General features: G+C 41.1%; 22 protein-coding genes. 12 read left to right on the top strand and 10 right to left on the bottom strand.

What is annotated here, in order from left to right:
• Position 1: 1 nt before the first annotated feature.
• Positions 2-1,201, top strand: coding sequence for a phosphoglycerate kinase (locus tag QVH07_RS02830; RefSeq protein WP_289998613.1), 1,200 nt, complete (start codon positions 2-4; stop codon positions 1,199-1,201).
• A gap of 188 nt (positions 1,202-1,389) precedes the next feature.
• On the opposite strand, the gene QVH07_RS02825 is transcribed toward QVH07_RS02830, so the two are convergent.
• Entirely contained in the window at positions 1,390-2,142 is a 753-nt protein-coding gene (locus QVH07_RS02825) for an endonuclease/exonuclease/phosphatase family protein (protein ID WP_289998708.1), read from the bottom strand.
• Between the two features lie 157 nt (positions 2,143-2,299).
• Between QVH07_RS02825 and QVH07_RS02820 the strand changes: the two genes are divergently transcribed.
• The 5 genes from QVH07_RS02820 (at position 2,300) to QVH07_RS02800 (ending at position 6,792) form a co-directional block, all read left to right on the top strand.
• Entirely contained in the window at positions 2,300-3,187 is an 888-nt protein-coding gene (locus QVH07_RS02820; protein WP_289998612.1) for a flavin reductase family protein, read from the top strand.
• A gap of 566 nt (positions 3,188-3,753) precedes the next feature.
• Positions 3,754-4,923: a hypothetical protein gene (locus tag QVH07_RS02815; RefSeq protein WP_289998611.1), complete on the top strand. Its 1,170-nt coding sequence runs from the start codon at positions 3,754-3,756 to the stop codon at positions 4,921-4,923.
• A 73-nt stretch (positions 4,924-4,996) separates the two neighbouring features.
• Entirely contained in the window at positions 4,997-5,491 is a 495-nt protein-coding gene (locus tag QVH07_RS02810) for a hypothetical protein (protein ID WP_289998610.1), read from the top strand.
• 67 nt (positions 5,492-5,558) lie between these two features.
• Positions 5,559-5,948, top strand: coding sequence for a hypothetical protein (locus QVH07_RS02805; RefSeq protein WP_289998609.1), 390 nt, complete (start codon positions 5,559-5,561; stop codon positions 5,946-5,948).
• 223 nt (positions 5,949-6,171) lie between these two features.
• Entirely contained in the window at positions 6,172-6,792 is a 621-nt protein-coding gene (locus QVH07_RS02800; RefSeq protein ID WP_289998608.1) for a hypothetical protein, read from the top strand.
• 28 nt (positions 6,793-6,820) lie between these two features.
• Here the strand turns inward: QVH07_RS02800 and sppA are convergent, their stop codons facing one another.
• Positions 6,821-8,584: a signal peptide peptidase SppA gene (gene sppA, locus QVH07_RS02795; RefSeq protein WP_289998607.1), complete on the bottom strand. Its 1,764-nt coding sequence runs from the start codon at positions 8,582-8,584 to the stop codon at positions 6,821-6,823.
• A gap of 76 nt (positions 8,585-8,660) precedes the next feature.
• Between sppA and folK the strand changes: the two genes are divergently transcribed.
• Positions 8,661-9,146 (top strand): 2-amino-4-hydroxy-6-hydroxymethyldihydropteridine diphosphokinase, encoded by a 486-nt coding sequence (gene folK, locus QVH07_RS02790; protein ID WP_289998606.1) that lies wholly within the window; start codon positions 8,661-8,663, stop codon positions 9,144-9,146.
• Positions 9,147-9,168: 22 nt separating this feature from the next.
• Here folK and fabD read toward each other — a convergent pair whose 3' ends face one another.
• Both fabD and QVH07_RS02780 read right to left on the bottom strand, forming a co-directional pair.
• The gene (gene fabD / locus QVH07_RS02785; protein WP_289998605.1) at positions 9,169-10,044 is read right to left on the bottom strand and encodes an ACP S-malonyltransferase; all 876 of its coding nucleotides are present in this window, start codon (positions 10,042-10,044) and stop codon (positions 9,169-9,171) included.
• Positions 10,045-10,100: 56 nt separating this feature from the next.
• A complete protein-coding gene (locus tag QVH07_RS02780; RefSeq protein WP_289998604.1) occupies positions 10,101-11,018 on the bottom strand; it encodes a LysR substrate-binding domain-containing protein in 918 nt (305 codons plus the stop codon).
• An 87-nt stretch (positions 11,019-11,105) separates the two neighbouring features.
• Here QVH07_RS02780 and QVH07_RS02775 point away from each other — a divergent pair, with 87 nt between their 5' ends.
• Positions 11,106-12,065, top strand: a complete 960-nt coding sequence (locus QVH07_RS02775) for a sodium-dependent bicarbonate transport family permease (RefSeq protein WP_289998603.1) — start codon at positions 11,106-11,108, stop codon at positions 12,063-12,065.
• On the opposite strand, the gene QVH07_RS02770 is transcribed toward QVH07_RS02775, so the two are convergent.
• A complete protein-coding gene (locus QVH07_RS02770) occupies positions 12,062-12,481 on the bottom strand; it encodes a thiol-disulfide oxidoreductase DCC family protein (protein WP_289998602.1) in 420 nt (139 codons plus the stop codon). The genes QVH07_RS02775 and QVH07_RS02770 overlap by 4 nt on opposite strands.
• Positions 12,478-15,264, bottom strand: coding sequence for a T9SS type B sorting domain-containing protein (locus QVH07_RS02765; RefSeq protein WP_289998601.1), 2,787 nt, complete (start codon positions 15,262-15,264; stop codon positions 12,478-12,480). Before QVH07_RS02765 ends, QVH07_RS02770 begins: the two co-directional genes overlap by 4 nt.
• A 301-nt stretch (positions 15,265-15,565) precedes the next feature.
• Here QVH07_RS02765 and QVH07_RS02760 point away from each other — a divergent pair, with 301 nt between their 5' ends.
• From QVH07_RS02760 to QVH07_RS02750, 3 genes are read left to right on the top strand one after another with little or no spacing between them, the layout of a single operon-like run.
• A complete protein-coding gene (locus tag QVH07_RS02760; RefSeq protein WP_289998600.1) occupies positions 15,566-16,249 on the top strand; it encodes a succinate dehydrogenase cytochrome b subunit in 684 nt (227 codons plus the stop codon).
• Between the two features lie 12 nt (positions 16,250-16,261).
• Positions 16,262-18,196 carry a fumarate reductase/succinate dehydrogenase flavoprotein subunit gene (locus QVH07_RS02755; protein ID WP_289998599.1) on the top strand — a complete coding sequence of 645 codons (1,935 nt, stop codon included), beginning with the start codon at positions 16,262-16,264 and terminating at the stop codon, positions 18,194-18,196.
• 19 nt (positions 18,197-18,215) lie between these two features.
• Positions 18,216-18,965, top strand: coding sequence for a succinate dehydrogenase/fumarate reductase iron-sulfur subunit (locus QVH07_RS02750; RefSeq protein WP_289998598.1), 750 nt, complete (start codon positions 18,216-18,218; stop codon positions 18,963-18,965).
• 67 nt (positions 18,966-19,032) lie between these two features.
• Here QVH07_RS02750 and QVH07_RS02745 read toward each other — a convergent pair whose 3' ends face one another.
• From QVH07_RS02745 to QVH07_RS02735, 3 genes are all read right to left on the bottom strand, one after another.
• Positions 19,033-20,139 (bottom strand): SO2930 family diheme c-type cytochrome, encoded by a 1,107-nt coding sequence (locus QVH07_RS02745; protein ID WP_289998597.1) that lies wholly within the window; start codon positions 20,137-20,139, stop codon positions 19,033-19,035.
• 13 nt (positions 20,140-20,152) lie between these two features.
• On the bottom strand, positions 20,153-21,445 hold the full coding sequence (locus QVH07_RS02740; RefSeq protein WP_289998596.1) for a parallel beta-helix domain-containing protein: 1,293 nt from the start codon (positions 21,443-21,445) through the stop codon (positions 20,153-20,155).
• 76 nt (positions 21,446-21,521) lie between these two features.
• Positions 21,522-22,085, bottom strand: a complete 564-nt coding sequence (locus tag QVH07_RS02735) for a Crp/Fnr family transcriptional regulator (RefSeq protein ID WP_289998595.1) — start codon at positions 22,083-22,085, stop codon at positions 21,522-21,524.
• Between the two features lie 83 nt (positions 22,086-22,168).
• On the opposite strand from QVH07_RS02735, the gene QVH07_RS02730 reads away from it, so the two are divergent.
• Positions 22,169-22,720, top strand: a complete 552-nt coding sequence (locus QVH07_RS02730; protein WP_289998594.1) for a porin family protein — start codon at positions 22,169-22,171, stop codon at positions 22,718-22,720.
• A 7-nt stretch (positions 22,721-22,727) separates the two neighbouring features.
• On the opposite strand, the gene ruvC is transcribed toward QVH07_RS02730, so the two are convergent.
• Positions 22,728-23,303, bottom strand: coding sequence for a crossover junction endodeoxyribonuclease RuvC (gene ruvC / locus QVH07_RS02725; RefSeq protein WP_289998593.1), 576 nt, complete (start codon positions 23,301-23,303; stop codon positions 22,728-22,730).
• Positions 23,304-23,309: the final 6 nt, after the last annotated feature.

The following is a 23,309-nucleotide window of genomic DNA, read 5'->3' as shown; positions in this document are numbered from 1 at the left end:
CATGAACCGTAGAATTAAAAATGTGGATAACCTCAGCTTTGAGGGCAAGAGAGCCATCATGCGAGTAGATTTCAATGTTCCGCTTGATGAGCATTTATCTGTAACCGATGATACCAGGATCCAGGCAGCCGTACCTACCATCCAAAAAGTTTTGAATGATGGAGGTTCGGTCGTTTTGATGTCTCACTTAGGACGTCCAAAGACAGGTCCGGAAGATAAGTTTTCCTTAAGACATATTGTTTTGGATTTAGAAAAGGCGCTAGGTGTTCCTGTAAAATTTGCTCCTGATTGTATCGGTGAGGAAGCAAGAATGCTTTCCGAGGGATTAAAAGCTGGAGAGGTTCTGCTTCTTGAGAATCTCCGGTTTTATAAAGAAGAGACTGCTGGAGATAAAGATTTTGCTGAGAAGCTAGCTCATCATGGTGAAATCTATGTTAATGATGCCTTTGGAACCGCTCATAGGGCTCATGCTTCCACTGCAGTTATCGCTCAGTTTTTTGATGATAAAGTCTGTGGTTATCTCATGCTTTCTGAATTGAGAAATGCCGATAAGGTTCTAGAGAATCCAAAGCGACCTTTTACAGCCATCATGGGAGGTGCCAAGATCTCTGATAAAATTTTGATTATTGAGCAATTGCTTGATAAGGTAGATAATCTAATCATAGGTGGAGGAATGTCTTATACCTTCGCCAAAGCTCAAGGCGGTACGATAGGCGATTCTTTGCTGGAAGAGGATAAGTTGAACTTCGTACTTGAATTGATGGCTAAGGCCAAAGCGAAAGGGGTAAACCTTGTACTTCCGGTGGATACGATTATTTCCAAGGCTTTTGCAAACGATGCCGAACAGGGAATAGCAAATAAAGGCGAAATCCCCGATGGTTGGATGGGATTGGATATAGGTCCAAAGACCAGAGAACTATTTGCCGAAGTAATTGCTGAATCCAAGACTATCCTATGGAATGGTCCGATGGGTGTCTTTGAAATGTCTTCTTTTGATAAGGGGACTAAAGCGGTAGCTGATGCCGTAGTTGCAGCAACAAAATTAGGGTCCTTTTCCCTTATAGGTGGAGGAGATTCTGCCGCCGCAGTGAATAAATTTGGATTGGGTGATGAGGTCTCCTTTGTATCTACCGGGGGTGGAGCATTGCTGGAATATATGGAAGGAAAAGTGCTTCCGGGTGTGGCTGCTTTGGAGCCCTGATGTAAAAAATATAGAAGAAAAGCTCTCCAGAAATGGAGAGCTTTTTTTATTGTCTAGGTTCGTTATTGCCTGCCTGGATAGTCGGATTGGCGATCCCGAGAATCGGGAGAAGCAATCACCATCCTTGATCCAATTTTCAAAAATCTTTAAAGGACTGCTTCGTCATTCTTCCTCGCTTGACGATTCATTTACTTCTCCTCAAACTCAACTATGGCTAAAACCGGAAAATGATCAGAGGGATATTTTTCCCCGTAGTGGTCATCAATAATTCCATGTTTGGAAACCGAAAATCCAGAATTCACAAAAACATGATCTATAATCCGTTCATTTTGGGGATTCCATTCGAAACCGGTGAAAGTGTTCCGAGGGCCAAATGATTCTGACTTTGAAACCAATCTCGTATCCTTCCAGCCGCTATCTACTATAACTTTATAGGCCTCGTTTTCCGGAGTGACATTAAAGTCGCCAATCCAGACAGCCGGATAATTTTCTGAATTAATTTCTTTGGTTTTTTCAAGCACCAATTTACTGCTTTCTACTCTTGCCCCCTGACCAATGTGGTCGTAGTGGATATTAAATACAAAAAACTCCTTTCCTTTCTGGTCTTTGAATTTACCCCAGGAACAAATTCGATTTAGAGCCGCATCCCAGCCTTTACTGGGTATATCTGGAGTAGGAGAAAGCCAAAAAGTCCCTTCATCCAAAAGATCATATTTTTCAGAATCATATAGTATGGCCGTGAATTCCCCGGCTTTGGCCCCATCATCTCTCCCAACCCCAAGAAAGCTGTAGCCTAGACCTTCTGTTAATTGATCAACCTGATGTTCCAGACCTTCCTGAATCCCCACGATTCCAATGTCATATTTTTCAATGACTTCGATAACATGAGGTAATCTATCCTTCCAAAGATTTCCAACATCGTTCGGATTATCCCAACGGATATTAAAGGTTGCTATGTTATGTTTTTGAGCAATCGAAGGATGACTCAGAAGTCCATTGACGGTGATTGCCTGATTATTGTCAAAAGAAAGTGGCGCATAGGAGAACCTTTTGGCTTAAAAATTATTTTCAAGTAAACTGCATTGATAAACCCAAGATATGAAAACCTTTTATCCCGGAGAGTTAAAAACATCAGAATTTCACGCGTTGCTACAGGGAAGTGTGGCTCCCAGGCCTATTGCTTTTGCCAGTACCATTGATAAAGAGGGGAATGTGAATTTGAGCCCATTTAGCTTTTTTAATCTCTTCAGCACAAATCCGCCCATCGTGATCTTTTCACCTTCAAGGCGTGTGCGAGACAATACCACGAAGCATACGCTGGAGAATGTCCTAGAAGTTCCTGAGACGGTTATCCATGTGGTGAATTTTGATCTGGTAGAGCAAATGTCACTTGCAAGCACAGAATATGAAAAGGGTGTCAATGAATTCGTGAAGGCTGGTTTGACCTCAGTTCCTTCGGAAAAAGTAAAACCGCCCAGGGTCAAAGAAGCGCCCATAGCCATGGAATGTAGAGTGAATGAGGTAAAGGCTCTGGGAGATCAGGGAGGATCAGGAAACTTGGTCATATGCGAAGTGCTGGCGCTTCATGTGAGTGAAGATGTCATGGATAGTGCTGGTGCTATTGATCCTAATAAACTGGATGCAGTGGCTAGACTGGGTGGGGCTTGGTACAGCAGAGCGAGTGGTGATTCGCTTTTCCAGATTCCAAAACCATTACGCACCAAAGGGATAGGAGTGGATCAATTACCGGAATCTGTACGAATCAGTCCGGTTTTAACTGGAAATAATCTTGGTCGTTTGGCTAACGTAGAGGAATTACCCTCAGAAGAAGAAGTAAATGAACTTTCCCATCATCCGGCAATTTTGGATATCAAGAGAAGATTTGTGAATGACCCGGAGTCATTCCAAAATCATCTTCACGAACTGGCTAAAGAATATTTAGAAAAAGGAGATGTGGAAACCGCTTGGAGAGTTTTGATGCAATAGCCAAATTTTTTCAAAACCTAAAAAGTGCCACTTACACACAAGTATTTGCTTTGTGAATTATGAGTTTAAAAAAGAGTTAGATTTAGTTGTATGATTTTGTTTTTAAAACTTAATTGAATAAAGTTTTAGTATTTCAATAGCAATTATGCAACCCAACACACACACACACACACACACATCGCGCCAAACAGTATTATTATTTTGGCCTGCTTCTGGTAGTTAGTTTTTCAACTCTGCTCTTTTCGTGCATTGATGAGCCAGAGAATCCGATACAATCATCAGATAATCCTGAGCTTCTTGCGGCTAAAAACTGGTACGAAGCCAACTTAATCCAGGAATCTGGAATAGAAAATGCAAGGCAATTTGGTGAGCGAAAAGGAAAGCCAAATTGGGACCGTTTCAAAATCTACCATCAAAAGGATGGGAAGAAAGTTATTGAGGTTCAGTTTGACTGGGAAGAGATTCAGATACCTGAGCACCTCAATACGGCAGGATTCAATAAATCATCGGTTCTACAAACTCTGATTTTATTCCCCAAAGAGGAAGGAAAACATGTGCCCTATTTTTTGAGCATTTATCCAGATGATTCAGATAAACAATTCACTTTGGATGACTTTAGTAAAGGCGGATATCAAGAGATTCCAGAGAACTTTTCAGGAGAATATCACTTTTCTAAGCCTAACGGTAAGTTCATAGGAGGTTGGCTGATTAAGGATGGCGTGATAACACACAAGATTAAGCTGTATAAAAAACTAGATGGGAATAAAATAAATACTAAAAATTCAAATTCCAGATTGAGATGTTATCAGAACGTTACCCGGACTTGGACAAAAAGTTGTAGTGCTGATGGTATGTGCTTGACTAGTGGGGTCACGGAAGAATATGGTGGGGTTTACTGCATTAATGAACCTGACCCAGTAATGTTGGCTCCAGAATCACCGGATGGCACTTCAGGTGGAGGAGGAGGTACACCTGACGATTCAAATGAAAACTGCGAAGAAGTAGATTCTAATATTCTAGGAATAACAGTTTATGAGTGCTATGAGGAAGAGGAGGAAGAGGAAGATGATCAAATTGATTTGGCTAGTTTAAGTAATTGTCATATTTTAGTTATCAATCAATTGATAGGTAGCTCTAAAGCTGATTTCAAGATAATTTTTGACAAGTTTTCTGGAGATCTTGCTCCACCTTTTAATTTTGATCTTAAAATTTCATATGGAACAAACTGCGGGGTAGGGGTTCCTGGTTGTACAAATCCATTCATCTCAAACAACCAAGCTAATATAACTTTGAACAGTTCGGTTATTTCTGGTTCTTCGGACCTATTTATAGCAAAAACTGTTTTACATGAAATTTTACATGCCTATTTTCTATTTATTGAACAATACCCGTTGGTAGATCAAGACTTAAATGCACTATTGAATTATTATATAACTAAATATAATGTCCCTGGATCAATAGACTATAATCCGATACATCATAATTTGTTTATAGAGAATAGATTTGTCTCCCATATTGCTACAAGTCTCAAAGACTTTGCGTCGTCATTGGGATATCCATCCTCTCTTTTGAGTAATGATCAGTTTTTCAAAGATTTGGCTTGGTCTGGATTTTCAGGGACCGATGTCTATGAGAAGTTGAGTTTGGAAGATAAAAGAAGGATTAGTGATATTTACTATGCAGAGCTTAATTCAAATTCAAATGCAAAAGGTTCCAAGGCTTGCCCAAATGAATAGTTCTAAATTACTTTTTCAATTAATCGTTTTAACACTGTTTTCTTGTTCAGAAAATGAAGCAGATACGAGTAAAATGGAAACCCACAATTTCCTTAATTGGCTATACTCGACCAATCATCTTGAAAGCTTAGGTGATACAGTGGTTTATTTGAAAATGGAAAGTGATTCGAGCTTGGTAGAGATTTTACTAGACGATTACAGTAGGGTTGATGATTTGGATCAAATTAGGAATTTTGAAAATGGTCAAGTAAGTGATTATATCGCTCAGCGGTCTTGGGAGCAGTTTATCAGCCAAACGAGTGAGCCATACCTTTTCGACAGTTCACTATTGAATAATCACATCCGTGTTTTGTCAAATGAAACTCTAAGCACCTTCAAGGAAGAATCGAAAGAGATAGTTTATAAGGTGCTGTCAAAGCCAGTATTTCTAAACGAGGGGAAGTATTGCGGAGTCATTGTTAGCACCCAATGTTCTCCAATTCCATGCGGGGGAAGTTCATTGTTTTTTTTCGAAAAAACTGGAGATACTTGGCTTTCCAGAGTTTCAATTACTCTGATTATTGTATAAGTTAGTTGGTAGAAAAAGTGACCTTTGATAAACCTTTTCCAATGAAGAATTTAATGCAGGAAGCTTAATGAAAAAAAATCAATCCAGAGGACTAGTTTTAATTCTTCTGTTACTACTTACTTCATTTCCTGTCCTAGCTCAGTCATCTATTGTTGGAGCTTGGGAATTCGAAAAAGATCCGGAAATGGTCTGGGTTTTCACTGAGGATGGTGGGTTTGATGATGATTTTGGAAATAAGGAATCATCTGTGCATTCTTCAGCAAAAAGCTATTCGATTCAGAAAAGTGGCACTGACTGCAATGCTCATTCTACAGACCCTGAGGACATGAAATATTTAAGTATAGATGATGGAAAAGGAGACTCCATGTGCTATTACTTAGAAACGCTTTCGGAGGAATACCTGGTTTTGATGGATACATACACGGGTAAATTATTAATCTTTAAGAGAAAAGAATAGAAAGTGGCTTAGTCCAGTTTTTAATTTACTTGACGATTATTTCGTGAAGAGCATGAATGGATTAATTCAAATAATTGATCCATTAATAAATGGATGTGGAACTAGCTTTGAAGTGAGACTACTAAAGAAAACTTGGCTTGATTTATTTCAATATTTTCATCTAAATATTTAGTGTTTGTTTTTCTTTTTATAATCTTCTAACAAAAATGAAACACTGGCTTAAATGAAGGAGAGAACATTTACATTTAATTCCAACATTCTTAAGGTAATGATGAATCAATTGAGGCTACTTTCGATAATACTAATTCTTATAGGGTCTAGTTGTATCTCAGCGAAGCAAGAAGAACCAAAGGATGAAATAATCATTGAAGATCAAGAACTTCAAGCTGCCAAATCCTGGTATGAATCAAACTTAGTTCTAAACGAAAACCCTGATGAAGTAGGTCAAATGGGTTCTTGGGAGGGAAAACCTATTTGGTCAAATTACAAGATTTATAATCAAAATGATGGGAAAAGAGTGATTGAAGTTCAGTTCGATTGGGAAACTGTTAAAATCCCAGGTCACTTAAATGTTGAGGGCTTTAATAAAAAATATGTTCTTCAGATTTTAATACTTTATCCTCAAAAAGATGGAGATTTTGCCGCCTATTTGCTGAGTATTTATCCCGATGAGCCTAAGGAGTTAAATTATGCTGATTTTAAAGAAGGTGGATATTATAACCACCCTAAAAGCTTTTCAGGAATTTACCATTTTCACAGACCTGATGGCCGATTTAGTGGAGGCTGGGTGATTGAAGATGGAGTTAGAACAAGGCAAATCAAATCTTTAAAATCTACTAAATAAAAAAACCGGCCTAAGCCGGTTTTTTTGATTACTTGATTATGATATCCTGAGGCATTCGAACCTGAATGCCTTGTAGATGCTTGAGCTCCTGAGTTTTCTGGAAATAGGGATACGCATCTCCAAGTTGTGATTGGATGATTCGGGTACTTACATTATTTTCCAAGTCTTTCATCAGTACTTCGAACCAAGGCTTTTGCTCAGGATAGTAAACTACTCGGTAATCATCTCCTGCATCTATTTTGCCAGCGGCAATCTCAATAGCAGTATCTAAACCCCCAAGCACATCCACTAGTCCTCTTTCCTTGGCTTGAGTTCCAGTCCAAACCCGTCCGGATGCCACTTCCTTCACCTGCTCTGCTGTCATACCTCTACCTTCCACTACTTTGGAAATGAAGGTTTCATAGCCATCCTCAATGTTCTTTTGGACTATGTCCATTTCCACCTGAGTCAGCTCCCTACCTGGATTCATAAAATCAGAAAGCTCACCTGTTTCCACCACGTCTGTGGTAATTCCAAGCTTGTCTGTCACCAGCTCTTCTACATTAAAGAATAGACCAAAAATCCCAATGGATCCTGTGATGGTATTCGGCTGAGCCACAATGGTATCTGCCGGAGCAGAAATGTAGTAACCACCTGAAGCGGCTACCTCACCCATTGATACGATAAGAGGCTTTACTTTTTTCGCTTCCACCATTTCCTTCCAAATCACTTCAGAAGCTAGAATTGACCCTCCTGGAGAGTTCACCCTCAAGACGATAGCATCGATGTTATCATTCTTTCGGGCTTTTCTGATCTCTCTTGCAAATTTGTCAGAACTCAACATCCCATCTACATCTCCACTTACTATTTGGCCTTCGGCCAAAATCACAGCGATTCTGTTTTTAGACGTCAGATTTTTACTAGAGACGGTTTTATTAAACTCGGTCACTTTCATAGTAGGGATGTCTGCATCCTCTTCCAGACCTAGTTTCTCTCTGATCTTAGCAAGGACCTCATCTTCATAAAGTTCAGCAGTGGCTAAACCGTACTTCACGGCATCTTCCGGCTCTCTTACCAGCATTTGGTCATTAATGATAGTAAGGCTATCTAAGTTGATATTCCGGCTTTCAGCAATTCCAGCCAAGGCCTGGGAATTAATGTCATTCAGAAAAGATTCCGTCTGAAGCCTGTTTTCAGGACTCATTTCCTTAAGGATAAAGGGCTCTACAGCACTTTTGAAATCACCCACACGGAATACCACAGGCTTGATCCCTACTTTTGCGAAAAACCCTGTCAAAAAGATGGTTTCCGAGGCAAATCCATTGAAGTCGATTCCACCCAGTGGGTTGATGTAAATTTCGTCTGCGACTGAAGCTAAATAATATCCTCCTTCACTGTAGGCTTCATCATAGGCGATGATAAATTTTCCTGATTCCTTAAATTCTTTCAGTGCGTTCCTTAGTTCCAGAAGGTTAGCCTGACCAGTGAATACCAGGCCGGTATTTAAATAAATTCCCTTGATGCTTTCATCCTCTGCAGCTCCTTTTAGCGCCTTTTTAAGATTATACATTCCGGCCGTCATTGGTGAACCAAAGGCTGAAAAACTTCCCAAATTCAGGTCGTCTTCATTGGTTCGCTCTACAATGGTTCTTCCATTGAGATTGATATGCAGCACTGTATTTTCTTTGACAGTAACTTCCTTTTCCCCTGAAGCCACCAGCGCTCCTAGAATTCCGAAAGAAATCAAGATGGACAGTATGGTAAACACAAATAAGCCGACGATTACCGCCAACACATTTCCAAGAAATTTCATAGTCTTTGATTAAATGAATGCCAAATTAACTTAATTTGATTTTGGTTTACAACATCAATCCTTAGCCCAATTGTTTATGAAATCGGTTTTGCTTTTAGGAAGTAATATGGGAGACAGAGAGCAGTTGCTATCTCAGACCAGAGAATTGATTTCTAAACAGATGGATATTATTTCACTTTCAAAGGTTTACGAAACAGAAGCCTGGGGCCCTAGTGCCAAGGAGAAGTTTCTGAATCAGGCTCTCCTGGTGGAAACCAGTTTTTTTCCAGAGGAACTGCTGGGCCGATTAAAAGGGATAGAGAGTGAATTGGGTCGAGTTAGAAAACAGCGCTGGTCGGATCGAAATATTGATATAGATATACTCTATTTCGGTGATCGAATCATAAATCTACCCACGCTTCAAATACCTCATCCTCACATTTCAAATAGAAGGTTTGCATTAGTGCCCTTGGCAGAACTCTTACCTGACTTTGTTAATCCCCTTGAAAGGAAAAACCATCAGCAACTGCTAGAAGAATGCAGTGATGAAAAAAAGGTTTGGGAGTATACCCCCAAACCTTAAATAATTCTACCTTCTAATTTTATTAAATACTCGAAACTTCTGCTTCGCGGTGGTTTTTCTTCACCAGGCCTTGAAGAACTTTTCCAGGACCACATTCCACGAATTCACTGGCTCCATCTGCCACCATATTCTGAACAGATTGAGTCCATTTTACCGGAGCGGTCAGTTGAGCGATAAGATTATTTTTGATCTCCTCGATGTCTTTTACGGCTGTGGTAGAAACGTTTTGATAAACCGGACAGGAAGGGTTAGAAAATTCAGTTGCCAGAATAGCGTCCTGCAGTTTTTGTCTCGCCGGCTCCATGAGAGGTGAATGAAAGGCGCCTCCTACTGGCAGAGGCAACGCTCTTTTTGCGCCAGCTTCCTTCATCTTTTCGCAGGCGATCTCGATTCCTTTGTTACTTCCTGAAATGACTAATTGACCTGGACAGTTGTAGTTTGCTGGAACGACAATTTCATCTGTGATGGTGGCACAAATCTCCTCTACTTTTTCATCTTCAAGGCCCAAAATGGCTGCCATGGTAGACGGGTTGATTTCACAGGCTTCCTGCATGGCTTGAGCTCGCTGAGAAACTAGTTTAAGACCATCTTCGAAGGGAAGTGTGCCATTCGCAACAAGGGCAGAAAACTCACCCAGGGAATGTCCTGCGACCATATCTGGCTTAAATTCATCAGCAGTCAGAGCAAGCACCACAGAATGAAGAAAAATGGCTGGTTGAGTAACCTTGGTTTGCTTTAGCTCCTCCGCTGAGCCTTCAAACATGATATCTGTGATCCTGAACCCCAATACCTCATTTGCCTTCTCGAAAAGTTCTTTAGCTTTTGGGTTATTTTCATAAAGCTCTTTTCCCATTCCTGGGAACTGGGCCCCTTGACCGGGGAAAACAATTGCCTTCATATGATGTAAGTTTTTTGAGAGGGCAAATATAGGCTTTTCCAAAAAGAGGGGAAATTTTAAGCTTCCGGGAAATGCTTCTCAAACAGGCGTTCCTTATTTTCCGAAATCCATCGGATGAAAGCCAGGACAGCAGGAGAATGTTTTTTCTGCTTTAGCCAAACTAAATCCCATGTTCCTACAATAGGTAAACCTGGATAATCCAAAGTTACAATCCGGCCCTCTTCTTTTTCCTGATAGATGGAAAAATTCGAAAGGACTGAGGCTCCTAGTCCTGCCATTAGGGCCTGTTTTACCGCTTCATTGGTGGCAAACTCCATCTTACTTTTTACGGAAATATTTCGGTGATTAAAAAATTTCTCCATCATCACCCTGGTGCCCGATCCGCTTTCTCGTAGAACAAAAGGCACATTTTGCCATTGATTGTTGTCTATTTGCTCTTGATAGAACTCAGCATTTTCAGGTGAGCAGGCCAGTTGCCATCGGTTTTTAGCCAGAGTGACTTTTTCAAAATCGAAATCATCCGGTAGTACGGACACTATTGCGAGGTCAGTACTGTTTTTTTGAAGGTGACTAAAAACGGTTCTACGGTTTGAAACTTCAAGACTTATCTCCACATGAGGATGAAGTTTCATAAAGTCTGAAATAAGATAGGGAATAATATATTTCCCAGTAGAAACTGCGGAAATACTGATTTTACCCGCAAGTAAACCTTTAAGGTCCAGCATTTTCTGCTCCACTTGATTGAGTTCCTTAAAGATCTTGTCAGCAGTCTCGACGAGCTGTTGGCCAAACTCAGTCATAAATATTTTCTTACCTACAACCTCTGTGAGAGGGACTTCAAACTGCTCTTGAAGATTCTTCAGCTGAATCGAAATAGCAGGCTGTGTCATACCGATAGATTTGGCAGCCTTTGTAATGCTGTTGTGCTCGGCCACTAGCTGCAATGCGCGAAGTTGTTGGAATGAAATATTCATAAGTAAAATCTATATAAAAAACCATACGAATAAAAAAATGTTATGTTAAAGCTTTTTTTTAATTGATTTACGGAGAATATTTGTTCTATGGATTTTCAATTGCTTATAAACAACCTGACCAATCCAAGTCTACTTTTCTTCGTGTTGGGAGTTCTTGCTGTGAGATTGAAAAGTGATCTTGAAATTCCGGCCACAAGTTCCAAGTTTATAGCACTTTACTTGATGCTCTCCATCGGGTTCAAAGGAGGTCAGGAGTTATCCCATAGCAGTTTTGATTTGAGTATTTTGTGGGCTTTGCTCTTTGGTGTATTCCTTTCTGCGGCGGTCCCATTCTATACCTTCTTTATTTTAAAAAGGAAATTATCCATTGCCGACTCTGCTGCCATCGCTGCCGCGTATGGTTCCATTTCTGCTGTAACTTTTGTAACAGCTGTCTCCTATTTGGAGCTTCAGGGAGTTACTTTCGGGGGGCATATGGTGGCCGTGATGGCCTTGATGGAAGCACCAGCCATTATTTCAGGAGTAATTCTTTTAGATAAATACAGCTCCCAAGAGGCGAAAGGAGATATAAAAAAGATCGTTATTCATGCCTTCACTAATGGAAGTGTACTTCTAATTCTTGGTGCCCTGCTAATTGGACTGATTGCGGATGAGAAGCAAGCTGAAGGAATTAAGCCATTTGTCACTGATATTTTCAAGGGCTTTTTGGCAGTATTTCTTCTGGATATGGGAATCAGCAGTGGCAGAAAACTCAAAGCATTTTTCAAATATGGCAAGTTCGCATTGCTATTTGCAATCTTGATTCCCTTGATCAATGGATTAATAGTGTCTGTTTTGAGTTCGTGGATATCTCCTGAACCAGGAGATCGATTTATTTTTGCCATTTTGGCCGCAAGTGCCTCATACATTGCTGTGCCTGCGGCGATGCAGCTGGCAAATCCAAAAGCAGATGAAGGTCTCTATATTCCCATGGCTCTGGCCATAACCTTTCCTTTCAACATTACCATAGGTTTCCCAATTTACTGGATGGTGATCCAGAATTTTTAGGCGGGAGTATTTTCTGCTGAAAGGAATTTTGCCGACTCTTCAGGTGTAGGTAGTCTACAGGTGTTTTTCTTTCCGAACCACTTATAACGATTCCTTGCGATCCAATCATAAACAGGATCTCGTAATACCTTGGGTAGGTAAATAAGAGGATAAAAAGCAGGCCATCCACCTGAAAGATTTCTGGCGATTTTTAATGCAGCGGTACTCTTAAAAAAAATCTGATCGTTCTCAATGAGTACAAGTGAGTCTAGATAATCCTCCGGAATATCAAATTTCTTTGTAAGCTCTCCCCCTAACTTTTCCTGAAGAGGGCCCACCAGAAACTTGTCATTTTTATCCCTTTGAATGATAAAATCAATCGAGGAATTGCAAAGGTTGCAAACCCCATCAAATAAAATTATGGACTTTTCGGTCATTTCAGGATTTGAATCGTACCCTTCAGACTTTGCACTTGCTGTGACTCGTCTAGTACATCAAATCTAACAGACCCAGAATAGAAATAAGTTCCGGCAGGTAAGTCATTGCCATTCTTATCTCTTCCATCCCAACGGATGAAAATGTCATTCTCGGCAGATTCCAAACTGTTGTATCTGAAAACCTCGGCTCCCCATCGGTTCACGATGAAAATTTCTACTCCTGTGACAAATCTTGGGCATTCGGAGAATGGATTATCAAAGGCTTGGAATGTATCATTTACACCATCATTATTTGGAGTGAATGCATTCGGCAAGTTGTAACTTGGGCAGTTTTCCACGCATACTACATTGGATGGCTCGCTCTCGTTACCGGATCTGTCTACTGCCGTGATGTAGTAGCAGCCTCGATAGGTCGTGAGGTCTGTGATGGTGGCATCTAGTTCCAGGGAAGTAAATTCTCCTATCAATTCGAACTCGCTGTCTTCGCCTTGATTAGTGTAATATAATCTGTACCCACTAAGCTCATCATCACACTGACCTGAGAAGTCTGGAGTCCAACTGACATCATGTTCATAGGTAGAAATATTACATGGCTGCTCAGCTAAATATTCTTCACAAACTGGGCCTTCGAAGACCAATACTGGAGGACATGGAAGTCTGTCATCATCGGGCTTGGCACAAATAATTTGAGATTTATTCAGTAGTGGATACTCAAGACCCTCAACATTGTAAGCACCTTCAGTTCTTACATAATAGCAATACTCAGTATCTCTATCCAAAGGCACCCCGTTAAAAGTACCATCATCCAGGAAGGTGAAGCCATTTTGTGTAACATCCACTTCCCCGATCAGCTCAAAGGTGTCCTCGTCAGCTGCATCAGGATCGGTTCGGTTTCGGTACACCTCATGCCTGAATTCACTGATGGAATTATTCCATGGAACTTCAAAGGTCCAGTTCAGCTCTATCGCTTCATTAATAATAGAAGGTTCCAACCGAACTGTGGAAGCTGATGAAGAAGTGTCTATTTTGGTGTTACCATCATACAAGACTACCCGATAATTATACACCAGATCCTCAGTATTTAAGCCAGTATCGGTAAATAAAGTATCGGAGGTGACTACTAGCGAAGTTCTTCCTTCTGTTCCAGTAAATCCATCATGCCTCAATAACTCATATTGATAAGGACCAGGAAATTGGGTCTGATCGATGTCATAGGGAGGAGTCCATTTGATGAAAATCTCTCCATCCTCAGTATCTGTTTCTTCTATGCTGACATTAGTGATAATTGGAACATCCACATCAATAGTGATACAGATTTCATCCGAAACCACACTTTCTCCGGCTCTAGGTTCTGGATAAGCTGCCACTAGTCTGTAGCAGTAGGTGTTACCAGGAGCTAACCCTTCACCGCCATTTAAATCTTCAAAACTGAAGGTTTCCATATCAGTGGTTCCTATGAGCTCATATCCTGCCCTGATGCCTGTCTCACAGCTATCTGGTTCATATGGATCGGAATTGATTCGTCTCCAAACCTGCATTTCATTTGCCGAATTGGCACAGACATATGGATCCCAATTAATTTCCACCGTTCGCCCGGGCATTTGCTCGAGCTGGTCCACCACAGGTGGAGGACCGATAACTTTTATTCTCCAGGTTTTGATATCTACCAAAGCTGGACCGGATCTTGGCTGATCTGTAATTCTAACCCGGACGTCATATTCTCTTGCCCTTACGTGATTACAAACTGTTTGCCACTCAAAGTTTACAATTCCAGGCGATGGCTGGAAATCTCCATCATCTGGGGAATAGGTAGCCGGCGAAGTGGTGATTTCAATAGGCTCACCAAAGACCTCTATTTTTATAGGATCTCCATCGGGATCACTTCCTTGGATGATTTCTTCAATTAAAGTTCCGGCTTCGACGCACAGATCAGGCGGCAAAATTAATTCCGGTCTTCGGTTATCAGAGTTTTCGATAATGATCTGCATGTCCCGAACCACATAGCCTATTTGTTCCCAAACTCCATCGAGTTTTCGATATTCTTTAATTCGAAAGGCTACATTGAACTGTCCTACGGTGCCAGGGGCATCCCAGATCAAATCTCCAAAAATGGGGTCGAGGGTTAAAAATGCGGGAACACTACCGTCCTGCTGATTGAAGCTAAATTCGGCAGAAGCGGGGCTTCTGTAATTATTCACTGGACGCTGAAAAGCCTGCTTTGGTACATCTAATTCGTAGGCTAAACTATCACCATCTGGGTCAAATGCTCCTGGATTATGAATATACCTCACGTTTACAGCACCGTTGTCAACTGGCGGGATAGTTAGCACCGGTGAATTATTTACCCCGATGAAAGGATCAATTGTAATCTGTGTTTCCACGTAAAAAGGCGTATCCACAGAATTATCCATATTGAGCGTTAAATCGTTTCGATTGAACTCCTGAAAACGGATGGTGTAGACGCCAGGTCCCTGGAAGGTATGGGTGACAACAAAGGTGTTTTTCTCAATTTGGTTACCTAGGGATTCTACTAAAGAAAAGTCACTTTCAGTGTTAAGCTGTACTTCTCGTCCATCCCCAAAATTTACAGTTCCAGGTCCAAAAACCACACTTGATCTGGTATCCGTGTAGCCCACCACAGTAATTCGGTAGGTAAGCGCTTGTACTGAAATACGCTCGGCGATGATCTCACCTGCCCGAATGTGAGTGGCATATGAATTAGTAATTCCTGCGAAAAAAAAGAGGAGAAAAAGCCCCCAGGAATACTTCAGAATTTTGATCATGTCGAGTGATTGTTTTTAAATAAAACGCAACGCCTTTTAAATGGTTAAGTCTACAGCGGAGCCAATTTGAAATTTCCTCAAATCAGAAAATGAAAGTAACTAGAAAATCATGAGAAATTCAAACAATGAAAATCAACAAAAAGTTAGTGGTGTGTATGAAAGAAGGCGAATTAGTGATTTCTATTTAGAACCTCTCAAAATAAAGATGTCAGCATTGATCAGATTGTTTGGCAAAGATTGCAGATGTAAATTTGATCTTTGATTTTAAGAAATTAACGTTCTCAATTAATAGGAAACATTTATGAGTTGGGTTACCAAAACCTTAAGTAGCACGCTAGGAAGAAAGCTGATTATGGCTCTAACGGGCCTTTTTCTAATCCTGTTTTTAACTGGCCATGTGTCAGGAAACCTTCTCCTCTTTAAAGGAGATGGGGGAGAGGCTTTTAACATCTATGCCAAATTCATGACCACGAATCCGGCTGTGAAAATTTTGTCCTATCTGACTTATATCTCAGTTATAGGGCATGTCATTTATTCTATTTGGCTCACACGCCAAAATAAAAAAGCCAGACCAATTGGTTATGGAATGTCAAAGCAATCAGGGAGCAGCAGCCTTGCTTCTCGAAATATGGGCATCCTTGGAACAATCATTTTGATTTTCTTAGTAGTCCACATGCAAAGCTTTTGGTATCAGATGCACTGGGGAGATATTCCCATGGTTTCTTATGAAGGAGAGCAGTACAAAGATCTCTTTAGTATAGTAAGCTTTGCCTTTCAGAATGAGCTAATGGTCATAGGATATGTGGTAGCCATGGCTTTTTTGGCATTTCACTTATCGCATGGATTTGCCAGCGCCTTCCAAACATTAGGATTAAATCATAAAAAATATTCACCGGCAATAGAGACGTTGGGAAAGTTGTATAGTGTTGTGGTGCCTCTACTGTTCGCCAGCATGCCGATTTATATCTATTTCACACAGAGCTAAATCAATAGTCAAATGATTCTAGATTCCAAAATACCTGCTGGTCCGATCGCCGAGAAATGGACCAATCATAAATTCAGCAGTAAGCTGGTCAACCCAGCGAATAAAAGAAAATACGATGTAATCGTTGTGGGAACCGGACTTGCCGGTGCCTCTGCGGCAGCATCCCTCGCGGAGCTGGGCTACAATGTGAAAGCATTTTGCTTCCAGGATAGTCCAAGACGAGCGCATTCAATTGCAGCTCAGGGAGGAATTAATGCTGCCAAGAACTATCAAAATGATGGGGACTCAGTTTACAGGCTTTTTTACGATACTGTAAAAGGCGGTGATTACAGAGCAAGAGAAGCTAATGTATATCGACTTGCCGAAGTTTCGGTTAATATCATTGATCAATGTGTGGCACAGGGTGTTCCTTTCGCAAGGGAATATGGTGGCTTGCTCGCCAACAGATCCTTTGGTGGGGCTCAGGTGTCCAGGACTTTCTATGCCAGAGGCCAAACGGGGCAGCAGTTACTTTTGGGAGCCTATTCTGCGTTGAGCCGTCAGGTAGCAAACGGAAAGGTGAAGCTTTACCCTAGGACGGAGATGATGGATCTTGTGAAAATCGATGGCGAAGCTAAAGGTATTGTTACCCGGAATTTGATTACTGGTGCTATTGAAACTCACGCCGCACATGCCGTTTTACTCTGCACGGGTGGTTATGGAAATGTATTTTTCCTTTCCACTAATGCTATGGGTTCTAATGTGACTGCGGCCTGGAGAGCGCATAAAAGAGGAGCCTATTTTGCAAATCCTTGCTATACGCAGATCCACCCCACCTGTATTCCGGTATCCGGAGATCACCAGTCTAAGCTGACATTGATGTCTGAGTCACTCCGAAATGATGGTCGAGTATGGGTGCCAAGGACTAAGGAAATGGCTGAGAAACTGAGATCAGGTGGAATTAAAGCAAATGATATCCCGGAAGAGGAGAGAGATTATTATCTGGAAAGAAAGTATCCATCCTTCGGTAACCTGGTTCCTAGGGACGTGGCTTCTAGAAATGCGAAATATGTTTGCGATGAAGGAAGAGGAGTGAATGAAACTGGTGAAGCGGTTTTCCTTGACTTTAGAGATGCTATCAAAAGAGATGGAGAAGATAACATCAGGGCCAGATACGGTAACCTTTTTGATATGTATCAGCAGATCACCGGAGAAAATCCTTATCAGGTTCCAATGATGATTTACCCTGCAGTTCACTACACTATGGGCGGACTTTGGGTTGATTATAATCTGATGACCACTGTGCCAGGGCTTTATGCTTTGGGCGAAGCCAATTTCTCTGATCATGGAGCCAATAGGCTTGGTGCTTCAGCATTGATGCAAGGTCTGGCAGATGGTTATTTTGTTATTCCTTACACTTTGGGAGACTATTTAGCGAAAATTGGTCCAGCACCAGTAGATTCTGATAATCCTGAGTTTGCGAAGGTTGCTGGAGAGGTAAAGGAGAGAATTGAAAAAATTCTAAGCATCAACGGTTCCAAAACGGTAGATTATTTCCACAAGAAATTAGGAAAGATCATGTGGAACGAATGCGGTATGGCCAGGACTGCTGAAGGTTTACAGAAGGCGAAGAAGGAAATCAAAGCCCTTAGAGATGAATTCTGGAAGGATGTAAAGGTGATTGGATCCAATGAGGAACTTAATCAATCTCTTGAAAAAGCCAATCGTGTAGCAGATTTCCTTGAACTAGGTGAGCTTATGATTGATGACGCATATAATAGAAATGAGTCCTGTGGAGGTCACTTCAGAGAAGAATATCAAACTCCTGAGGGCGAAGCTCTTAGAGATGATGAGAACTTTGCCTATGTGGCCGCATGGAAATATATGGGAGATAATGAGGAAGAAGTTTTAGAGAAGGAACCACTAGAGTTCGAAAATGTGAAGTTGACTCAGCGTTCTTATAAATAAAGACAGAAAGAGAGTAAATATGAAACTGACGATAAAAGTTTGGAGACAAAAAAGTGCAACAGATAAGGGAGGTTTTGTGACCTATCCTTTGGATGGAATTTCTAAAGACATGTCCTTTCTGGAAATGATGGATGTGTTAAACGAACAGCTTTCCGAAAAAGGTGAAGATCCTATCCATTTTGATCACGATTGTCGTGAAGGAATCTGTGGTATGTGTTCGTTATATATCAATGGGAAACCTCATGGTCCATTGCAAACTACCACCTGCCAGCTGCACATGAGATCATTTTCTGATGGAGAAACCATAACAATCGAGCCTTGGAGAGCGGCCGCTTTCCCTGTAGTGAAAGACTTGGTTGTAGATCGATCTGCATTTGACCGAATCATTCAGGCAGGGGGATATGTCTCTGTAAATACTGGAGGGGTTCCTGATGCAAATGAGATACCTATTCCGAAGGTGATAGCTGACGAGGCATTTGACGCGGCAACTTGTATAGGCTGCGGTGCCTGTGTAGCTGCTTGTAAAAATGCATCCGCAATGCTATTTACCTCGGCTAAAGTTTCCCAACTGGCCATGCTTCCGCAAGGTCAGGTAGAAAGAAAAACAAGGGCAGAAAAGATGATTGCTCAAATGGATGCAGAAGGCTTTGGAGCTTGCACCAACACAGGAGCATGTTCCGCTGAGTGTCCAAAGGGAATTAGCCTTACGAACATCGCTAGAATGAACCGCGAATATTTCTCTGCAGCGGTAAGTAGCGAAAACGTTTAATTTATATTCATTGAGTAAAAAAAAAGGGTGTCGATTTGTTCGGCACCCTTTTTTGTCTAAAAGACAATTACTCGCTTTCCAGGCTATTGATCCAGTCACGGATTAATTGAACCCCTTCGGTATGGATGGTTGTCCTGCCAATCTCCGGCATGGCTACACCTACCTCGGTACTATTCATTCGGTGAGTCATTATAGACTCATCACCTTTTCCCGGATATATATCAAAAATATAAGAACCCGCACCATTTCCAGCTGCCACAGGGGTCTTATTAATTCCTAATTTCATTGGGTCTTTTTGGTCGTAAGTCAGAAATAACCCAGATGTACTGGCAGGTCCTTCAGCACTATGGCAATGGGAACAATTAATGTCCAGATAAGCCATAGCCCTTTGATCAAGAGGAAGTGATTCCGTTTCATAATTAATCATTGCGGGATGAGCTTCGAGGCCTTTGAAGCCATTCAGATATCCCTGTTCTGACCAGAAAGCCAATTGATTCTTTGTCTCAAAACCATAGTTCAGTTCATTATTCAAGTGCTTAACCTTAACTCCGATTGGTGTCATGACCTCAGACTTATTGTGACAGCTTTTGCATTGATTTTTATTTGGGATGATGTAATCAATTAGCTGCTCTTGGCCGTCAGAATTTGTAAAAGCGACTTGCGTAGAACCTCCCACTACCTTGAGAATGGCATCCGTTTGCTCATCATTCCATATATACGGCCAGGCTTCCCAGCCTTTTGTACCATTAATCATCAATCTGGTTTCAATGATTCTTTTTCCCTTTTTCGGGTTTCTGAAATCTTCGGGATAATAGAAGTTCTTGATAATAATGGTTCCTTCTGGAAAATCAATTTCCTCCTCTTCATTGATTTGTGCTACCTCACCTTCAGGGAAATAAACAAAACGGCTCTTCCAGGCATAATCAGTAAATAAGGAAGATGCAGGTTCATAGAGAACCACGTTTTCGGTGGCATTTAAATCTGTAATTTCCCCTTCAAAAAAACCATATGTAGATAATCTTTTATAGGGATAACTTCCATCAGCCTCTTCCGCTTCCAGAATTACTTGCTTTTTGACTTCCGCTTTCTCCTCTTCAGGGTTGCACCCAAAGCTTATGATTCCAATCCCAAAAAGGGCGATAATCAAGGTTTTTTTTCTCTCCAACTTCTTCATACCTTCTTTTGGATTACAGGTAAGCAAGGCTCTCCACTTTTGTATTGACAGTTACTTGACAGTTCTGGAATGGAGCATAATCTGCTGAAGATTTAATGTCATCCTCACCACCTGAAAGATCAAAAAGGGTAAAGTGCATCTCTTCAATTCCAGTTTCTGCGATACAAACTCTCATGGGATTACTCGAAATATCCTCACCTAAATCAGGATTGAAAATTCCATCGTAAACAATGTCCTGGGTTTTTGCTTTTCCGTGGGCATTATAAACACTAATCAACTGGCCTAACTCTCGGGTTAAATCTGGAAAATCCATAGTCCGCTCATACGTATTGCTATGAACATAAATTCCTGTAGTGTAAGGGGACCAGTTTGGTGCTTCGCTTGGAAATCCAGTGATCTGGTAGCTGGCGATCGCTACTCCTGTGGTTTTATTTCTCAAGATTTTGTTATTGAAAAGCTCCACTTCCTTTGCTGCCAAAAGAACTACTCCTGAACCTGGAGGAATCATGGTTACTGTATTCCCATTTGGCTCGTCACTTAAAGGCGTCGCAAAGTTTTCATGGTTATTTTCAATTATCTCATTGTTGTAAATTTTGGTACCCTTACCATCAGACTTTGGAAGACCGGGTAAGTTAAAAACTAAGATACCAGCAGAATTATTTCTGGCTACGTTGTTAAAAACTTCAGCATTGTCACAGTTTTCGATTTCAATTCCTGCCACATTTCCAAAGGCTAAAGAATTCTTTACCACGATATTTTCTGATTGGCCAACATAAATCCCCGCATCACGAGAGTGTGAGGCGATTACCTCATCCACGAGCACATTTTTGCATTGCACCGGATAGATGGCATAAGTTCCATTTTTGGACTTGTCACCATTTGTCCAAGTCACATTAATCTTTCGGAAGGTAATTCCATCTGTATGTTGAGCTTTGACTCCGTCTCCCGGCGCATCCTCGATGGTTAGATTTTCGATGGTGATATTTTTTCCAACGAGTTTAATCCCCTCACCACCTGCTCTTAGCTCACGAAAAGACAAAACGGTCTCTTCCATTCCCTGTCCAACTATAGTTATGTCAGACTTATTGTCAATAATCAATTGGGTGTTAAAGGAATAAAAGCCACCGGGGATTTCAATGGTGTCACCGTCTTCTGCCATTATAAAAGCTTCCACGACTTTTTCCATTTCCTCGGTGCTTACCCTTGGGAGCTTACTGGAATCAAAAGTTTGTTCGTTTGAACTTGAGCTACAACTGGCAAAAATAAAAACGGACCACAAAAGAGGGATACTCAGGATTTTCTTCATAATAAATGCTTGGGGAAAGTGTTTCAGCAAATTTAGAGAATGACTAAGCCTTAAGCATTGACTAAAATCAAAATAACTAAATTTTAGATCTGACCCTGGAAAGGGTTTCTATACTCATGTCCAGATAGGAGGCTATTTGGCCTACGGAGGCCTTTTGAATTATTTTTGGACGGTTTTCAATTAATTCCAGATATCGATCTTTTGCGGATTTGAACTTGGTGAACATCAGTTGCTCTTCCAGCGCGATATAATATTTCTCCAAAATCAGCCGATAAGTATGTTCGATTTCTGGAAATTCCAGAAATAACCTTTGAAGGTCTTCATGAAGGATTCTGTGGCATTGTGATTTCTCAATGCATTCGATAAATTCATAGGAAGGTTTTCTAGTCACGAATGAATACATGGAAGTCACAAATTCACCTTCCAGACTAAACGAAATCGTTATATCTCGCTTTTCACGGATGTAATAACTTCTCGCTGCACCCTCTTCGATGAAGTACAGGTGGTTTGATACTTGTCCCTCTTTTTCTAATAATTCACCCTTCTGGAAAGTAATCGGCTCAAATTTTGATTCAAATGCGCTGACTGCTTCATTGCTGACGTTCGGGAAGGTCTCTAAAATTCTTTCTAAGCTTGCCATGTTCTTTATAAAAAATTACCCCACAACCGGAATTTTCAAAAATGTAGAGTTAGTTTTACCCTCAATTTAAATAATTGGAATAGATGAAAAAAATATTCTTAGTGTTGCTCGCCTTTGGACTGCTTCAGTCCGCACATGCTCAGTTTGGAGTTCGAGCCGGATACAGCTCCGCAAATTTCGAAGACACCAATTTCAGAAACAAGTCTGGATTCCACGTTGGGGGCTATTACAGGGCCGATGTTGGTTTCTTCTCTATTGAGCCAGGATTGCAATTTGCACAAAAAGGATATGAAACAAATGATGGCCAATCTGGAGCTAAAATTGATGAGAAGCTTAGCTATGTAGACGTTCCTGTTTTGTTTCGCCTGAATTTTCTCCCCTCCCTAAATGTCTTTGCAGGACCACAGGGATCAATTCTAGTCTCCCGAAAATATACCGATGGGACAGACACCAATACAAGTACAGAAATTATACGAGGATATGATATTGCTGGAGTTGTGGGGCTTGGTGTTTCTTTGCCATGGGGGATCAACGCCCAGGCTAGCTATGACTTTGGTCTGACCAGTCTAAATTACTTTGACACCAATGTGAATAATCGGGTCTTCAAGCTTTCGGTGGGCTGGGATTTCTACTAACCCACTGCTATTTCTTCACCCGATCAGGGTTGTCTTCGACAAAAGATTTCCATCCTTTGCTTCGGCCGCGACTCTGCACTCTTCCTTCATGAAAATGATGACAAAGGGCAACCGCCAAGGCATCAGTGGCATCAAGATAAGTCGGTAATTCTTTTAGAGAAAAAAGAGTTTGAAGCATCGCGGCTACTTGCTCTTTCGAGGCATTACCATTTCCGGTCACCGACTGCTTTACTTTTTTCGGAGAATATTCTGTAATCGGGATTTCCCGTGATAAAGCCGCTGCCATTGCCACTCCCTGAGCACGACCCAACTTCAGCATAGACTGAACATTGGCTCCATAAAAAGGAGCCTCCAGAGCGACCGAATCCGGGACAAAATCCTCAATAATGGAAGAAATTCGCTCAAATATTTTTTTGAGCTTTAATTCATGGCTTCCATACTTTTTGAGTTGGATTACACCGTATTGTATGATTTCGTAATTTTTGCCAGTGGTCTTAATCAGCGCATAACCCATGACATTGGTGCCCGGGTCTATTCCCAAGATAATTTTTTCCTTTAAGGCATTTTTCTGAGCTTTACTCACGTGTGC

The organism is Algoriphagus sediminis, from assembly GCF_030403435.1.
Taxonomy (GTDB): Bacteria; Bacteroidota; Bacteroidia; order Cytophagales; family Cyclobacteriaceae; genus Algoriphagus; species Algoriphagus sediminis.
Note: the sequence above shows the minus strand (reverse complement) of the source record. Positions and strands in the feature narration are given on the sequence as shown.

Coding starts and splice junctions, on each gene's coding strand:
- QVH07_RS02830 (WP_289998613.1), top strand. CDS start 2: ATGAACCGTAGAATTAAAAATGTGGATAACCTCAGCTTTGAGGGCAAG.
- QVH07_RS02820 (WP_289998612.1), top strand. CDS start 2,300: ATGAAAACCTTTTATCCCGGAGAGTTAAAAACATCAGAATTTCACGCG.
- QVH07_RS02810 (WP_289998610.1), top strand. CDS start 4,997: ATGGAAACCCACAATTTCCTTAATTGGCTATACTCGACCAATCATCTT.
- QVH07_RS02805 (WP_289998609.1), top strand. CDS start 5,559: ATGAAAAAAAATCAATCCAGAGGACTAGTTTTAATTCTTCTGTTACTA.
- QVH07_RS02800 (WP_289998608.1), top strand. CDS start 6,172: ATGAAGGAGAGAACATTTACATTTAATTCCAACATTCTTAAGGTAATG.
- sppA (WP_289998607.1), bottom strand. CDS start 8,584: ATGAAATTTCTTGGAAATGTGTTGGCGGTAATCGTCGGCTTATTTGTG.
- folK (WP_289998606.1), top strand. CDS start 8,661: ATGAAATCGGTTTTGCTTTTAGGAAGTAATATGGGAGACAGAGAGCAG.
- fabD (WP_289998605.1), bottom strand. CDS start 10,044: ATGAAGGCAATTGTTTTCCCCGGTCAAGGGGCCCAGTTCCCAGGAATG.
- QVH07_RS02780 (WP_289998604.1), bottom strand. CDS start 11,018: ATGAATATTTCATTCCAACAACTTCGCGCATTGCAGCTAGTGGCCGAG.
- QVH07_RS02775 (WP_289998603.1), top strand. CDS start 11,106: ATGGATTTTCAATTGCTTATAAACAACCTGACCAATCCAAGTCTACTT.
- QVH07_RS02770 (WP_289998602.1), bottom strand. CDS start 12,481: ATGACCGAAAAGTCCATAATTTTATTTGATGGGGTTTGCAACCTTTGC.
- QVH07_RS02765 (WP_289998601.1), bottom strand. CDS start 15,264: ATGATCAAAATTCTGAAGTATTCCTGGGGGCTTTTTCTCCTCTTTTTT.
- QVH07_RS02760 (WP_289998600.1), top strand. CDS start 15,566: ATGAGTTGGGTTACCAAAACCTTAAGTAGCACGCTAGGAAGAAAGCTG.
- QVH07_RS02755 (WP_289998599.1), top strand. CDS start 16,262: ATGATTCTAGATTCCAAAATACCTGCTGGTCCGATCGCCGAGAAATGG.
- QVH07_RS02750 (WP_289998598.1), top strand. CDS start 18,216: ATGAAACTGACGATAAAAGTTTGGAGACAAAAAAGTGCAACAGATAAG.
- QVH07_RS02745 (WP_289998597.1), bottom strand. CDS start 20,139: ATGAAGAAGTTGGAGAGAAAAAAAACCTTGATTATCGCCCTTTTTGGG.
- QVH07_RS02740 (WP_289998596.1), bottom strand. CDS start 21,445: ATGAAGAAAATCCTGAGTATCCCTCTTTTGTGGTCCGTTTTTATTTTT.
- QVH07_RS02735 (WP_289998595.1), bottom strand. CDS start 22,085: ATGGCAAGCTTAGAAAGAATTTTAGAGACCTTCCCGAACGTCAGCAAT.
- QVH07_RS02730 (WP_289998594.1), top strand. CDS start 22,169: ATGAAAAAAATATTCTTAGTGTTGCTCGCCTTTGGACTGCTTCAGTCC.